Consider the following 15,128-nt stretch of genomic DNA (forward strand, 5'->3'; position numbering starts at 1 on the left):
CACAAGGTTTCGCGCAGCTGTTTCGGTCCAGTGCCTGTCGACCTGCGTACGGTGAGGTGACGTGATCACCGCTGAGGACTACTTGGAGTTGCTGGACGACCACCTGCCGGAGTTGGTGGTGGGCGCGCACGTCTACGGATCGCGGGTGCTGGACGACGTCGTCGCCGGCTCCGACCTCGACATCGTGATCGAGCTTTCTGCTGCCGCCGCGTTGCCGTCGGTGAGGGGTGCGGACGTCGCGGTCGTGCTGGCAGGCTCGCTGGAGAAGCCGGTCCGCGACGTGACGCCGCTGGCCGGTGAGATCACTCCGGTGTTGTGGCAGCAGCTGCGAACCGCTGGGCAGACCGTGCGCGGTGCACGACCCACATGTCCTGGCACTGCCGCTGATGTCGAGGCCTACTGCCGTGACAACCTCGTCAGCTACTGGAAGCCCTTGTTCGACCAGGTTCACGCCATGACGGAACTGCCGCGCGAGGACCTGCTCTGGGTGGGGCTGGGGCCCGCGCGGTTGTGGCACACCATCCGGACCGGAGAGATCGTCAGCAAGTCACGCGCCGGCGAGCTGGCCGCGGCCAGATGGCCCGACCTGCCGATCCTCGACCTGGTGTCCGCGCGCCGCGACGAGGACGCGCCGCTGACGAGTTCGCATCTCAACGCGACCATCGCACTGTTCGACCGGATCCTCGCCGACGTAACGACGTGAGGCCCGCGGCCGAGAAATCCGCGTGACGACGCATACCCCGGAAGAGCTGGGCTGCCTGGCCGGCGGCCCCGCCCGCGCCGCCGAGGTCGCCCTGGCCCGGTTGCTGCACATCGGTGCGGTCCGGATCTCCCGTGAGGGCGTGGTGACCGCGGTCCACCGCAACCCCGGCCGCGTCTCGCCGCTGGAAGCACGGATCCTGACCAGCGTCCAGGCGGGCCGGTACCTGCACGACGTCCTGGGAGAGGCGGCGACGTCGGCCGAGGCGTCAGGCCTGCGCGCCCACCTGGCCGGCCGCGGGCTGCTCCGGCGGCGGCGTTCGCTGCGGCCCAGGCTCCACCCGTGGTTGTTCACGCTGGGAATCGGCCTCGTCCTGGTGGGGCTCGCCTGCCTGGTCCTCCCGGACGTCGTCGAGCCGCAGAACGAAGCGGTGCCGCGGTTCAGCGAGGTTCCCCGGTGGGCCTTCTTCGCGGGCGGAACGCTGCTGATCGTCTGGGCCTCGGTGCTGAGAGCGCGTGACCCCGGCCGGTTGCGCACGAGAGCCGGGCACCGGCTGGTGAACCGCGCGACCGGGCGCGTGTCGCCGCAGGACCCGCTGGGCGCGGTCGCGGTGCTCGGGCTGCGCGGCAGGATCGGCCGGCTCGCGGTGGCCAGGATGTTCGGGCTGACGCCGGTCGTGGTCGGGATGATGCCCGCGCGCGACCACTCGTCGAGCAGTAGTTGTGGCAGTGGTTGTTCATCCGGCGGTGGGTGCTCGTCCGGTGGTGACAGCGGTGGCGGTGGGTGCGGCGGCGGGGGCGGTGACTGAGCGGGTCTGACGGGACTGTCGGACCTGCCGGGTACGGTCTGTCTCGTGCCTGAAGTTCCCCCCACCCTGAGCCTCCTCGAAACCGCCGTCCACGCCGTCGGCGGCGCGGAGCGGCCCGGTCAGGTGGAGATGGCCGAGGCCGTCGACCACTCCATCCGCACCGGCGAGCACCTCGCCGTGCAGGCGGGCACGGGCACGGGCAAGTCGTTGGCGTACCTGGTGCCGTCCATCCGGCACGCGGTGGCCGAGGACGAGACGGTGGTGATCTCCACGGCCACGATCGCGTTGCAGCGGCAGCTGGTCGACCGGGATCTGCCGCGGCTGTCGAAGGCGTTGAAGAAGGAGCTCGGGCGCGAGCCCACGTACGCGATCCTCAAGGGCCGCAGGAACTACCTCTGCATGCATCGGGTGCACAACGGCGCGCCCGAGGAGCCGGAGGAGGCCGGGCTGTTCGACCCGTTCGCGGTGTCGCGGCTCGGGCGTGAGGTGAAGCGGCTGCACGAGTGGTCGTCGGACACCGAGACCGGCGACCGGGACGAGTTGGTGCCCGGCGTCAGCGACCAGTCGTGGCGGCAGGTCAGCGTCACGGCGCGGGAGTGTCTGGGCGTGTCGAAGTGCCCGATCGGGGCCGACTGCTTCGCGGAACGGGCGCGGGCCGAGGCGGGCAAGGCGGACGTGGTGGTCACGAACCACGCGATGCTCGCCATCGACGCGTTGGAGGGGTACCAGGTTCTGCCGGACCACGACGTCGTGGTGATCGACGAGGCGCACGACCTCGTCGACCGCGTCACGTCGGTGGCGACCGAGGAGCTGAGCGGCGCGAGCATCGCGATCGCGGCACGGCGGTGCGGCAGGCTGATCGACCAGGACATCGCGGACCGGCTGGCCGAGGCCAGCGACGGGCTGGCGATGATCCTCGAGGACATGCCCTCCGGCCGGCTCGACGCGCTGCCGCGAGCGCTTGCGGGCGCACTCGCGGCCACTCGCGACGCCGCGCACAACTGCGTGTCGGCGATGGGGCCGGAGCGCAAGGAGGACCCGGAAGGGGCGACGGCGCGCAAGCTCGCGCTGGCGTTGCTGGAGGAGGTCCACGACTGCGCGGTGCGGGTGCTGGAGGCGTTCGACGAGGAACGCGACGTCGTGTGGGTGTCGGGCGACTTCAACCAGAAGGCGCCGACGCTGCGTGTCGCACCTCTGGGCGTGGGTGGTCTCTTGCGAGAGAGGCTGTTCGCCAAGCGCACCACCGTGTTGACGTCCGCGACGCTCACGCTCGGCGGCGCCTTCGACACGATGGCGCGCCAGTGGGGGCTGCCGCCGGCGGAGAAGGTCAAGAAGATCGAGGGCGCGGCGACGGACAAGGACATCGACGGCCCGAAGTGGTCTGGGCTCGACGTCGGCAGCCCCTTCCAGCACGGATCGAGCGGCATCCTTTACGTGGCAAGGCATCTGCCGCAGCCGGGGCGCGACGGACTGCCGCAGGAGTACCTCGACGAGATCGAGGGCCTGGTGAACGCCGCCGGCGGCCGGGCGCTCGGGTTGTTCTCGTCGATGCGCGCGGCGAAGCAGGCCACGGAAGCGCTCCGGGACAAGCTCGACTTCCCGATCCTCTGTCAGGGCGACGACTCGACGGGCCTGCTGGTCAAGAAGTTCAGCGAGGACGACCGCACCTGCCTGTTCGGCACCCTGTCGCTGTGGCAGGGCGTGGACGTGCCCGGTCCCAGCCTGCAGCTCGTGATCATGGACCGGATTCCGTTCCCCCGCCCGGACGACCCGCTGGCCTCCGCGCGTCAGAAAGCCGTCAACTCGCGTGGCGGCAACGGCTTCCTGACGGTCGCGGCGACCCACGCGGCACTGCTGCTCGCCCAGGGCGCCGGCCGGTTGCTGCGGTCGATGTCGGACAAGGGCGTGGTGGCCGTCCTCGACCCGAGGCTGGCCACGGCCCGTTACGGCGGCTTCCTGCGCGCCTCACTCCCCCCGTTCTGGACGACCTACGACCCCGACGTGGTCAGGGCCGCGCTCACGCGGTTGGACGCGGCCCAGACTCCTGGGGCGAAGAAGCCGTGATCCGTTCGACCAGCTCGTCGCGGTACGCCTGAACCTCCGGTAGTTCAGGCTCGGACCCGTCGGCCCGCTTCAGCGCGCCTTCCAGGATCTTCAACGCCTGGCGTTCGTCCCCGTGCGCGTCGGCCTGCCGCGCGGCGTTCTCCATGGCCTTGGCGAGCTTCGTAGTCGCCTCGGGTTCCGCAGCGGCCTTGTTGATCCGGATCCAGTTGCCACCCGGATCGACGACGGTGAACCCGGTGTACCTGTCGTTGCGCAGCCGCGGCCGGGTCATCCGCGGAATGCCGGAGATCAGCATCTTCCCGTGCACAGCCCTCATCCCCGCCGCGAACGCCTCGAACAGCGGACCGGTGTCCTGCACGATGATCAGGCACGTGCTGTGCGACTGCTCCGGGACGTGGCCGTCCATCCCGTAGAAGTGCAGGTTGATGTCTTCACGCTTGAGCGCGACGTACGGGTTCGGCCGCGTCTGCCGGTAAGTGAGCGAGAAGCCGAGCATCTCGTAGAACGACGCGATCTCGTCGATGGACTTGCAGGGCAGGAGCGGGATTGTCAGTTCGTTCGCCACCGCCCGAAGCTAAGCCCGGCACCGCCGAAACGACACCGAGCAATTTGCTCAAGCGAACAACATGACGATCCCGCCCAGCAACAACAACGCCGACACAACGGCAATGGCGAGCACACGACCACGCGGCGTGCCAGCGTGTCTCAACGCAATACCCAACGGACCAATCCCAGCCACGACAGCCCCTTTCGAAGGCATGGCAACGACAGCGCGCACAGCCCCGAACGCCACCCCCAACGGCGACATGCCGAGCTCGCGCGCCCCAACAACATCCGCTTCCCACTGCTCGCGATAGCGCTCATCACCCACAACGGCCGCCGCGAACCGCACCAGCAACAACGCGACTCTCATCGCGCCGCCCGAGGCACGAACCGAGGCGCCGGAGCAGCCCGCGCGACCACCCGGCGAGCTTCCGCGGCCCCGTCGGCCGTCAACCGGTACATCCGCCGCCGAGGCCCGCGCCGTTCCGCGTCGTCATCCCACGACGACGTGACCCAACCGGCCCGCTCCAGCCGGTCCAGCAACGGATAAACGCTGCCCGACGGCCGCCCGGTCAGCTTGATGATCTCCAGCCCCCAGCACGGCTCGTCGGTGCCGAGCAGCACCTCGAGCACGTCCACGGTGGCCTTGCCGATGCGTTGCAGTGGCTCCACACCACCGTCAAGGCTCCCTTTGACGTCTGCAAGTACCACCATCTCTTGATCGAATCGCCGCTAACCGCACCCAACCTGTTCGGCGAGCACCGAACAGGTTGGGTGCGGAAAATTGCTTGTTGACGTTGGGTTGGCGGTACTTGCACACGCCGACGTCAGCTGTGCAGGCCCAGCCGCTCGAGCAGCTCGGCGCGGAACTCCAGCGCCGACTCGCGCTCCTCCTCCGAGGCATGCACCTCCCGTGCCAACGCCCCTTCGAGGATCCTCAACGCCTGCCGCTCCGCCCCGTGCGACCCGGCCAGCGTCACCGCGTTGCTCAACGCCCGCGTCAAGCCGTTGCGCCCCGGCCCTGGCTCGCGCTCCCGCACCGCCGGCACCACCCGGATCCAGTTCCCGCCGGGATCGACGAACAGGAACCTGTCACGGCGCGGCCGGGTCATCCGCGGAATGCCCGTGAGCAGCACCTGGCCGTAGACCGCGCGCATGCCGTGAGCGAAAGCCTCGTACAGCTCTCGCGGATCCTCCACCTGCACCAGGCACGAACTGTACGACCGCTCCACGTCGTAGTCCGGGATGCCGAAGAAGTGGAGGTTGATCTCCTCGCGGCGCACCGAGAGGTACGCGTTCGGCCGGTACTGCCGATACGTGACCGTGAAGCCGAGCATCACGTAGAACTCGGCGACCTCGTCGATGGAGGCGCACGGCAGCAGCGGGATCGTCACCTCGTTGGCCACGCCGCCAAACTAGCCCCAGAGATCAGCCGTCGACCAGCAATCCACGTAACGGTCCTTGCAGCCTTCCGGACCGCCGCGACACCCCAGGCAGCTCCATCACCCGCGAGTTGCCCTTCAGGGCAGGCCGCCAGACCTTGTCGACCACGTCGTCGATCGGCCCCGACACGTCCGCCCCGAGGTGCTCCGTCCACAGCCGCAGCCGAGTCGATCGAGCCACCTCTGGATCGTCGGTCACCACGTTGACCTCGGTGTCGTTGAACAACGAGTGCTCGTTGAGGTTCGCCGAGCCGACCGAGAGCCACTGATCGTCCACAATGGCCAGTTTGGCGTGGATGTAGACCGGCGCATCGCCATGTGCGACAAGGGTCGCGGCGACCAGCCGCCGATCGACGTCGGCGTCGAGCAACCGGCCGAGCTGCCCGCGCGTGGTGTCGGCGCCGTTGCTGGGCTTCTGCGGCAGCAACAGCACCATCCGGAACTCCGGCGTCGGCGGCCGGCAGAGCTTCTCGATCAGCACCTCGGTGATCTCCGGTGACCACAGGAACTGGTTCTCCACGTAGATCAACGATCTCGCCGACCGCAGCGCCCGCAGGTACGAGTCGACCAGGCTGAAGTCCCCGTGCGGTGCGAACCCGTAGGTGCTCTCCGGAATCGTCCGCACCACCTGCACGGACGACGACCCGGCCTCGGGCGGCACCTCGGGCGCGGGCAGGGTCTCCCCCGCGATCTCCAGCCACCGCGCGGCGAAGTGGCCGGCCACCTCGGCCACCGCCGGGCCCTCCACCCGCGCGATGTGGTCGTGCCAGCCGAGGTCGCGCGGCGGGTGTTCCGGCGAGTCGTGCCGGTCACCCTCGACAGCGGTCATGTCGAGCCCGCCGACGAACGCCACGTCGTCGACGATCACGATCTTCTCGTGGTGGCAGTGCAGGGTCCGTTCGCGGGCGTCGAGTTCGCACCGGACCGCGCCGCACTCCAGGAAGGCCTTCTGCGCGGCAGCGGCACGCTTCCTGGTCGGCTCGAACATCGGGAACGGCGGCCCCGCCCAGAGCAGCACGCGCACCGGAACCCGTTCCGCGGCAGCCGAAAGCAGCTCGCGCAGCTGTGGCGCGCCCGGCTCGCGGGTCAGCTGGAAGTCCGGCGACGCGTGCCAGTTCGCGATGTGCACGTACTTCTGCGCGTTCTCGATCGCTTCCGCCACAACGGGAAACGCGGTGGCGCCGTCGATCAGCACCTCGATCTTGTTGCCGTGCTGGACGGTCCGGCGCGGGGTGAACCACCCCGTCGCGTCACCGTCCAGCACCTCGCCCCACCCCAGCCGGCGCAGTCTTCGCGCGTGGTGAGAGCACAGCAGGTTCTCCAGCCCGTCTCCGAGCCGGGCATCGAGAACGTCGAGTAAGCCCACGAGAGGCGGATTTACCCGTTCAGACCGATCTCAAACAGCAAGTACCGTCGTCGTACCCGGCTCGACCTCCGTGAAACCCGCGTCCCGCACCGCCACGACGTCACCGCGGTGGATCAGCGAGTCCCACTCCGCAACCGAAGGCGTACGCACCGCACACCGGTAGTCCAGCGCGGCCCACGCCTTCAGTTCGGAGACCGACAGATGCGGCGCCAGCAGCATCGACGCGTGCCCGACCTGAGCCGCGAGCTTCCCCGCGGACATCTCGACGCGCGGGTTCACATACAGCAACCGCGCACCCTCCGGAACCGGCCCTGGCTCGTCCACCGGCAGGTCAGAGCCGGAGATCTGCAGCTTCGCGACCTCCCGAGGCGTCTCGGACACCAGCACCGGCAGCAACGAACGGACCGACGCGCCGTCCACGGTGATCGTCACGCCCGGCAGCTCCTGCACGGCGTCCCACTGCACGCCACGGGCCCGCCGCGACACCTTGCGGATCCGCCCGGCCACCCACGCGCGCACGGCCTCGTGCCACTCGCCACCGACGTCGGCACGCGGGTCCAGGCACACCGCGACCGCCGAAGCGGCCGCGGCCTCCAGCAACGCCGTCCTGGACGGCGGATCGACGCGTTCGATGCGCAACACCATCGGCATCGCGCGGACTTCGGACTCCTCTGCGTAGTTCCGCGAGGCGATCAGGTCGAGGATCATCACAGCCGGGTCAGCTCCAGGCCGTCCGCGGCGTCCGCGGCCTCCACCTCGGCGCGCGTCACGCCGAGGATGAACAGCACGGCGTCCAGGAACGGGTGCGACAGCGCGGTGTCGGCCACCTCGCGCAGCGCAGGCTTGGCGTTGAACGCGATGCCCAGACCGGCCGCGCCCAGCATGTCGATGTCGTTCGCACCGTCACCGACCGCCACGCACTGCGCCAGTGACACGCCTGCTTCCTGCGCGAACCGCCGCAGCGCCACGGCCTTGCCCGGCCGGTCAACGATCTCGCCGATCACCTGGCCGGTCAGCTTGCCGTCCACGATCTCCAGCGTGTTCGCCGCGCAGAAGTCCAGTTCGAGCTCGTCGGCGAGACCCGTGATCACCGACGTGAAGCCGCCGGAGACGACACCGCAGTAGAAACCGAGACGCTTCAACGTCCGGATCGTCGTGCGCGCACCGGGCGTGAGCTCCAGCGAAGCACCGACCTCGTCCAGCACCTTCGCGTCGAGACCCTCCAGCAACGCGACCCGGCGGCGCAGCGACTGGGCGAAGTCGAGCTCACCGCGCATCGCGGCCTCGGTGATCTCGCGCACCTGCTCCTCGCACCCGACGTGCGCGGCCAGCATCTCGATCACCTCGCCCTGGATCAGCGTGGAGTCGACGTCGAACACGACCAGGCGCTTCGCCCGGCGGGTCAGACCGGCGCGCTCGACCGCGATGTCCAGGCCCCCGCGCACCGACACGTCGGCCAGTGCGGACCGCAGCTCCGCGTCGTTCTCCAGCGTGTCGTCCGCGACCGAAACGCGCAGCTCAAGGCCCGTGACGGGGTAGTCGGCAACGCCGCGGATGGCGTCGATGTTCACGCCGAGCGACGCGAGCCGGCGCGCGACCTCGGTGAACGCCTTCGCGGTCACCGGGCGGCCCAGCACGATCAGCACGTGCGAGGACTCCAGGCGCGCGGTGCGCTTCGAGTCCGCACCGATCTCGATCTCCACGTGCATCGAGACCGTCGCCATGGCCTGCTCGACGGACTCCTGCAGCCCCTCGGGGTCGTGGTCGGTCGAGACCAGCGCGCCGAGCACCAGCCGTCCTCTGATGACGACCTGCTCCACGTCGAGCACCTCGACGCCGTGCCTGGTCAGCACGGCGAAGAGCACCGAGGAGACACCGGGCTTGTCGGGACCGGTCACGGTGATCAGCACGGGAGTTTTCACGTCGTCGTCTCCTCGTAAGACGCGACGAGCCCCGACCGCGCGAGGCAGCCGGGGCTCGTCGTTGAACCTGTGAAGTGCAGGTTACTTGTCGTGGTCCGGGTCGTCCTTCTCGGACGCCGTACCCGACTTGATCGCCGAGGCCGCCATCTCGGACAGTGCCGGCTTGGCGTCCTTGTGCTGGATGATCTTGCCGGTGAAGGTCACGTGACCCTCGTTCCGGATGCGCTCGATCATGTGCGGGTAGTGCAGCTCGAACGCCGGGCGCTCCGAACGGATCCGGGGCAGCTCGGTGAAGTTGTGCCGCGGCGGCGGGGACGAGGTGGCCCACTCGAGCGAGTTGCCGTAGCCCCACGGGTCGTCCACCGTCACGACCTCGCCGAAGCGGTAGGACCGGAAGACGTTCCAGATGAACGGCAGCGTCGAGGCGCCCAGGATGTAGGCACCGATCGTCGAGACCATGTTCAGCGTGGTGAAGCCGTCGGACGCGAGGTAGTCGGCGTACCGGCGCGGCATGCCCTCGTTGCCCAGCCAGTGCTGGACGAGGAACGTCGCGTGGAAGCCGATGAACGTCGTCCAGAAGTGCAGCTTGCCGAGCGGCTCGTCCATGAACCGGCCGGTGATCTTCGGGAACCAGAAGTAGATGCCGGCGAAGGTCGCGAACACGATCGTGCCGTAGAGCACGTAGTGGAAGTGCGCGACGACGAAGTACGTGTCCGACACGTGGAAGTCGATCGCGGGCGCGGCCAGCAGGATGCCGGAGAGACCACCGAAGAGGAACGTGACGATGAAGCCGATGCTGAACAGCATGGGCGTCTCGAACGTCAGCTGGCCCTTCCACATCGTGCCGATCCAGTTGAAGAACTTCACACCGGTCGGAACAGCGATGAGGAACGTCATGAAGGCGAAGAAGGGCAGCAGCACGGCGCCGGTCGCGTACATGTGGTGTGCCCACACGGCGACGGACAGGGCCGCGATGCCGAGCGTCGCGTACACCAGGCCGTTGTAACCGAAGATCGGCTTGCGGCTGAACACCGGGAAGATCTCCGACACGATGCCGAAGAACGGCAGGGCGACGATGTAGACCTCAGGGTGCCCGAAGAACCAGAAGAGGTGCTGCCACAGGATCACGCCGCCGTTGGCGGGGTCGAACACGTGGGCACCGAGATGGCGGTCGGCCAGCAGGCCGAGCAGCGCCGCGGTGAGGATCGGGAACGCGAGCAGCACCAGCACCGACGTCACCAGGATGTTCCAGGTGAAGATCGGCATCCGGAACATCGTCATGCCGGGCGCGCGCAGGCAGACCACCGTGGTGATCATGTTCACCGCGCCGAGGATGGTGCCGAGACCACCGACCACCAGGCCGGAGATCCACAGGTCGGCACCCGCGCCGGGCGAGTGGATGGCGCTCGACAGCGGCGTGTACGCGAACCAGCCGAAGTCAGCCGCGCCACCGGGGGTGACGAAGCCCGCCATCACGATCAGGCCACCGAAGAGGTAGAGCCAGTACGAGAAGGCGTTGAGCCGCGGGAACGCCACGTCGGGCGAGCCGATCTGCAGCGGGAGCACGAAGTTCGCGAAGCCGAAGACGATCGGGGTCGCGTACAGCAGCAGCATCACGGTGCCGTGCATCGTGAAGAGCTGGTTGAACTGTTCCTGCGAGAGGAACTGCATGCCGGGCCGGGCCAGCTCGGTCCGCATCAGCATGGCCATCGCGCCGCCGACCATGAAGAAGGCGAACGAGGTGACCAGGTACATGATGCCGATTTGCTTGTGGTCCGTGGTGCGGAACATCCGCAGCAGGAAGGACCCCTTGACCGCAGTGCGCGTCGGATAAGGACGCGTTGCGATCGGCTGCGGGGCTACGGCCGTCACGGTGCCTCCAGGCCTTGGTGGGACCAGTTCGTTCGGGAAACTCCACGGGATATTAGACGGAGCCGATCAGCTCCATTCGGGTGGGCCATGGCCGGTGGCCAGCGGCGTAGCGCACGTCACACGTATCCTGCCGCCGTGCTCCGAATGTCCGCTGTCGCCGCTGTCCTGATGTTGGCCGCCTGTGGTTCCCCCGCCACGCACAACTCGGCGGACGTCGCGTTCGCCCAGGGCATGGTGCCGCACCACGAACAGGCGCTGGAGATGTCCGAGATGGTCGCCTCCCGCACCGAGAACCCCCACGTGATCGATCTGGCCAAGCGCATCTCGGCGGCGCAACAGCCCGAGATCGACCGCATGAACGGCTGGCTCAAGACGTGGAGCGCGCCCGTGCAGGCCTCGTCGCACACCTCACACGGCCACTCCGAGACGCACGGCATGGTCGAACTGGGCAACCTCGCCGACCTGGACGGCACGGAGTTCGACCGCCAGTGGCTCTCGCTGATGATCCAGCACCACCGCGGGGCCGTGGAGATGGCGCAGAAGCACCTGTCCGCCGGCACCGACCCGGAGACCCGCAAGCTCGCCCAGGACATCGTCAGCCACCAGGAGAAGGAGATCGCGGAAATGGAGTCGCTCCTCCCCCAGGGCTGATGCCAGCCTTCTTGCCGTGAGTGCGTCTGAGGCCGTGCGCGCCGCCGTCTCCTTGGCGGCCGCACACGGCGTTGCCTGTTCCGACCCCGTCGTGCTCAAACAGGGCAGCAATCTTCTGGTGCACCTGCGCCCGTCCCCGGTCGTGGCTCGGATCGCCGCGCGCACGGCCCTGGTGCGGCCTTCAGTCTCGGACCACTTCGCACGCGACCTGTCGGTGTCGTCGTTCCTGGCAGGACGCGGCGTGCCCGTCGTGACGCCCGCTGCAGAGCTTCCCGCCGGGCCTCACGTGTCCGATGGCTTCGTGCTGTCGTTCAGCACGTACGTCTCGCACGACCCCACGGCGCGACTGCCCAGGCAGGACGTCCTCAAGCTCCTGCCCGACCTGCACGCCGAACTGAGGCTCTACGAGGGCCTGCTGCCCACGCGCGGCCCGCTGGACGACGTGGACAACGTCCTGACCTACCTGGACGGCCTGGGCGTGCCCGGCCTGGCCAGGTTCCGGAAGTGGCGCGACGACCTGCTGGCCGGCTGGTCCGCTCACCACAACGACGTCCAGCCCCTGCACGGCGACCCGCACCCCGGCAACCTGCTGATCACCCCGTCAGGCCCGGTCTGGAACGACTTCGAGGACACCTGGCGCGGCCCACTCGCCTGGGACCTGGCCTGTTCCGCGGACAAAGAAGAAGCCGCCCAACGCACCGTAGAGATCTACAGCGGCGGGGCGGCTCCTTCAGACGTGGAGTTCCACGCGGAGACACGAAGCATGTTCGGCACGCTCTGGGGCGTGCTCATGCAGTGGTCTTAGACGCGACGCCTGCGCATCACGAGCACCATCGCGGCACCAGCGGCCACGAGCGCGGCACCGAGCCCGAGCATCCACGCGGACCCGAAGCCGGTGGCCGCGAGGTCGTCCTCGTTCGCAACCGGCACAACAGCGGCCGTGGTGGTCGTCGTGGGCGCGACCTCGGAGGACGACGACTCGGTGGTCGTCGTGGTGGCGGCGGACGACGAGGACGGGGTCGACGAGTGCGTCACGGTCGAAGTCGTCGTGGTGGTCGTCGTCGTGGTCGTGGTCGTCGTGTCCTTGACGCCACAGCCGTACCAGTGGCTGATCTGCGGGAGCTGCCCACCGTTGTTGAACGGCGACCGCAGCTTCTCCCACGGCAGCGCCGCACCGAGCTTGTCGGCGAGGTAGACGTTGAAGCTGTCCCCGCCCTTCACGACGATGCCCGTCACCTTGACGCCCTCGGGCAGGCCGGTGATGTTGAGGTACTGCTGGTTGTCGCCACCCGTGTACTCGAACAGGTTCGGGTGGATCGTCGAGCCGGTCAGTCCGCCGACCGTGCAGGCCTCAGGGTGGTTGATGTCGACGTTCTTGAGGTACGCCGTCGCACGCGGGTCGTCGGTGACCGGCGCGTCCGGCTGAGCCAGCGACGTGGTCGCCAGGGCGAGCGTGGCCACAGCGGCCATGGCGGCCGAGGCGAGCAGGCCGGATCTTCTCAGGGGCGTCAGGCGCATCGGGTTACTCCGTGGGGGTTGGCGGATGCGGCGATCTAAGACGATCGACGTCGCCCGAACGGTCTAGATGACGATCAACTGCGCCCTTGTGGCCGAGTTGTTACCCGTCCGTGAGGTCGCATCCCCAAACGACCAAACGCCGAAGGGGCCGGAAACCGGCCCCTTCCGCAACACAGGAGAACGAAGCTCAGTCGTTCTGCTCGCCCTGAGCGGGCTTGAGGAACACCGTGCCACCGTTCGGCATGCGCCGGAACCAGTCAACGGGGGTGACGGGCTGGCCGATGGCCGGGCCCACTCCCGTCGGGAGGTGGGGAACAGGAACGCCGACGCCTTGAGGGGACTGAGGCAGGCGAAGAGGCTGGTTCGGGGTGGTCATGGTTCCTTCTCGACGTGGGGAGCTCGAGAACGCACAACAGCCGGAGCATTCTGCGCGAGCCCCACAGCACGGCGTCGACGACTTGCCAATTCCCGGATGCCTGAAAGTACGAGCTCGAACCGATGGTGATTGATCAATCATCGTGACGCGCCGACCACGAGCGCGACCTGGGCGCGCGTCGAGAGCAGACGATAGCGATCCAGGCCAACCCTTGTGCAACTGGCGAGTCAGCAGGCATCCCGGCAAGCCGGGATGCGGCAGTCTACATCGGACTACGCCAATGACCGCACAGTACAAGCGTTCCGGAAACACTTCTGCAAAGCTGCCTCAAGTATAGGTAATTTCAATCTGACAGCCGCGAACAGCACGAAAACTTCCGCGTTCAGGAAGTCGTGTGTAGACGGTGCCGCCATTCGGCATACGCCGGAACCAGTCCACCGGGACCACCGGCCGTTGCACCGGCACACCCGTTGGTGGGACAGGAAGCCGCACGACAGCGCCCGTTCTGGAGCGCGACAGGCGTAACGGCCGAGTTGGTTCGATCATCAGATTCCCCCAGAAGTGGAGCCGGCGCTCATGGCGTCGACTCGATGATCGACGCCGCTTCGAGGGAGTCGAGTGCGACGGTGAGGCGTTGCGCGGCTGAGCAGGACTCCACTCCCCAGTCCTGCGCCGCGGTCGCCAGCACGAGGTCGAACGACGTGGTTCGCCCGTCGCCGAGCAGCGCCAGCACCCAGCCCGCGTCGGCGTCGAGCCAGTAGATCGCCGTTGGTTGCGCCATCCGGCCCACCACCGAGCGCCCGGAGACAGAGCGTTCGAACCGCACGTCCGGCAACACGCGGAATCGGCGGTTCCGGCGGATCGCTGAGCCTCGGCCGGGATCGGTGTGCCCGGCGCCGGTCTGCTGACCGGTGAGCGCCCCCAGCAGCCATCGCGCGTCCAGACGCAGGTCGTCCTCGTGGGAGATCAGCCAGCGGCCGATCTCGTCGGCCCGCTCCCGCGCCTGCGGCAGCAGGGAGAACGGGCCCAGCGGTTCGTCACCGCACGACTCGGAGAACTGGGCGAGACAGCTGTAGGCGTGCCAGGCGGCGAACGTCTGCTCGAGCGGCCAACGCGCGTGCGACCACGAGGTCTCGAAGAAGTCCACGTCCTCGGCGTGTGCGTCGAGGAACTCCCTGGTGATGGCCAGGTCGAAGAACTTTTCGTGCGCGCCCTCGTGCACGAGCGCCTCAGCCACCTCCATCGGGGTGACGGGCTCGTCGATCAGCACGATGCCGGGCACATAACGCGACGAGGCCGACACCACGCCGCCGGAAGTCTCCTTCTTGAGCACGGCGAGCATCGAGACGTGCGCGAGCAGGTCGTCGGCCGTCTCCGGCACCAGCCGCCGCAGCAGCTGAATCCCGCCGGCCACGATCTCCAGCGCCGCCTCGAACCGCTCCCCGTCCGCGTCGGTCAGCGGCAGCGGGGACGCCCCCGGCGGCGCGATGATCCGCAACGGCGCCTCGATCAGGTCCGCGGCCTGCGGATCCGCCGCCACCGGCAGTCCGGCGTCCCGCACGCGCATGGCGGCCACGCGGTGCAACAGCTCCGGATCGAGATCGCCCTTGCCCGCGAGGGCCCTGCCGATCTCGTAGCGCACGATCGGATGGTCGAGGAGGTTGTCCGACAACTGCGTGCCGGGCGCGAAGAGGCGGACCGCGAGGCGGTACAACGTGCGCCGCTCGTCGACCAATGTTTCCGCAGGAGCGATCGCGGCATGCAACGCATGTGCGCTCGCGGCGGGTGAACTCATCACCGAAGACCCCGTACTCACGTCCCCCGACGCCATGGAGTCACGATGCCGCCCGAGCGACGCCGTGATGA

Annotated in this window: 16 protein-coding genes; 5 read left to right on the forward strand and 11 right to left on the reverse strand. The window is 68.5% G+C overall.

Annotated elements, in window-relative coordinates; all coding sequences use genetic code 11:
* The first annotated feature begins 61 nt into the window (after positions 1–61).
* From SK803_RS21455 to SK803_RS21465, 3 genes are all read left to right on the forward strand, one after another.
* Positions 62–703, forward strand: a complete 642-nt coding sequence (locus SK803_RS21455) for an aminoglycoside adenylyltransferase domain-containing protein (RefSeq protein ID WP_319967823.1) — start codon at positions 62–64, stop codon at positions 701–703.
* A gap of 22 nt (positions 704–725) precedes the next feature.
* Positions 726–1,508 carry a TIGR04222 domain-containing membrane protein gene (locus SK803_RS21460; RefSeq protein WP_319967824.1) on the forward strand — a complete coding sequence of 261 codons (783 nt, stop codon included), beginning with the start codon at positions 726–728 and terminating at the stop codon, positions 1,506–1,508.
* Positions 1,509–1,637: 129 nt separating this feature from the next.
* Positions 1,638–3,572, forward strand: a complete 1,935-nt coding sequence (locus SK803_RS21465; RefSeq protein WP_319967959.1) for an ATP-dependent DNA helicase — start codon at positions 1,638–1,640, stop codon at positions 3,570–3,572.
* Here the strand turns inward: SK803_RS21465 and SK803_RS21470 are convergent.
* From SK803_RS21470 to ctaD, 8 genes are all read right to left on the reverse strand, one after another.
* Entirely contained in the window at positions 3,526–4,137 is a 612-nt protein-coding gene (locus SK803_RS21470; protein WP_319967825.1) for a VOC family protein, read from the reverse strand. The genes SK803_RS21465 and SK803_RS21470 overlap by 47 nt on opposite strands.
* A gap of 48 nt (positions 4,138–4,185) precedes the next feature.
* The gene (locus tag SK803_RS21475; RefSeq protein WP_319967826.1) at positions 4,186–4,470 is read right to left on the reverse strand and encodes a hypothetical protein; all 285 of its coding nucleotides are present in this window, start codon (positions 4,468–4,470) and stop codon (positions 4,186–4,188) included.
* A gap of 11 nt (positions 4,471–4,481) precedes the next feature.
* Entirely contained in the window at positions 4,482–4,829 is a 348-nt protein-coding gene (locus SK803_RS21480) for a PadR family transcriptional regulator (RefSeq protein WP_319967827.1), read from the reverse strand.
* A gap of 113 nt (positions 4,830–4,942) precedes the next feature.
* Positions 4,943–5,521 carry a VOC family protein gene (locus SK803_RS21485; protein WP_319967828.1) on the reverse strand — a complete coding sequence of 193 codons (579 nt, stop codon included), beginning with the start codon at positions 5,519–5,521 and terminating at the stop codon, positions 4,943–4,945.
* A 22-nt stretch (positions 5,522–5,543) separates the two neighbouring features.
* A complete protein-coding gene (locus tag SK803_RS21490) occupies positions 5,544–6,923 on the reverse strand; it encodes a phospholipase D-like domain-containing protein (RefSeq protein ID WP_319967829.1) in 1,380 nt (459 codons plus the stop codon).
* Positions 6,924–6,953: 30 nt separating this feature from the next.
* A complete protein-coding gene (locus SK803_RS21495) occupies positions 6,954–7,631 on the reverse strand; it encodes a peptidyl-tRNA hydrolase (protein ID WP_319967830.1) in 678 nt (225 codons plus the stop codon).
* Complete coding sequence (gene serB / locus SK803_RS21500) at positions 7,631–8,845, reverse strand: phosphoserine phosphatase SerB (protein WP_319967831.1); 1,215 nt, start codon at positions 8,843–8,845, stop codon at positions 7,631–7,633. The genes SK803_RS21495 and serB overlap by 1 nt, the downstream gene beginning before the upstream one ends.
* 81 nt (positions 8,846–8,926) lie before the next feature.
* Positions 8,927–10,717, reverse strand: a complete 1,791-nt coding sequence (gene ctaD / locus SK803_RS21505; protein ID WP_319967832.1) for an aa3-type cytochrome oxidase subunit I — start codon at positions 10,715–10,717, stop codon at positions 8,927–8,929.
* A 144-nt stretch (positions 10,718–10,861) separates the two neighbouring features.
* On the opposite strand from ctaD, the gene SK803_RS21510 reads away from it, so the two are divergent.
* Positions 10,862–11,368 (forward strand): DUF305 domain-containing protein, encoded by a 507-nt coding sequence (locus tag SK803_RS21510; RefSeq protein ID WP_319967960.1) that lies wholly within the window; start codon positions 10,862–10,864, stop codon positions 11,366–11,368.
* A gap of 16 nt (positions 11,369–11,384) precedes the next feature.
* Positions 11,385–12,173, forward strand: a complete 789-nt coding sequence (locus SK803_RS21515) for a phosphotransferase (protein WP_319967833.1) — start codon at positions 11,385–11,387, stop codon at positions 12,171–12,173.
* Here the strand turns inward: SK803_RS21515 and SK803_RS21520 are convergent.
* From SK803_RS21520 to SK803_RS21530, 3 genes are all read right to left on the reverse strand, one after another.
* Positions 12,170–12,886, reverse strand: coding sequence for an LPXTG cell wall anchor domain-containing protein (locus tag SK803_RS21520; protein WP_319967834.1), 717 nt, complete (start codon positions 12,884–12,886; stop codon positions 12,170–12,172). The two genes, SK803_RS21515 and SK803_RS21520, sit on opposite strands and share 4 nt — an antisense overlap.
* A 187-nt stretch (positions 12,887–13,073) precedes the next feature.
* Positions 13,074–13,262, reverse strand: a complete 189-nt coding sequence (locus SK803_RS21525; RefSeq protein WP_319967835.1) for a hypothetical protein — start codon at positions 13,260–13,262, stop codon at positions 13,074–13,076.
* A 574-nt stretch (positions 13,263–13,836) separates the two neighbouring features.
* Entirely contained in the window at positions 13,837–15,057 is a 1,221-nt protein-coding gene (locus SK803_RS21530; RefSeq protein ID WP_319967836.1) for an aKG-HExxH-type peptide beta-hydroxylase, read from the reverse strand.
* Positions 15,058–15,128: the final 71 nt, after the last annotated feature.

The sequence above is a fragment of the Lentzea miocenica genome, assembly GCF_033949945.1.
Lineage (GTDB): Bacteria > Actinomycetota > Actinomycetes > Mycobacteriales > Pseudonocardiaceae > Lentzea > Lentzea miocenica.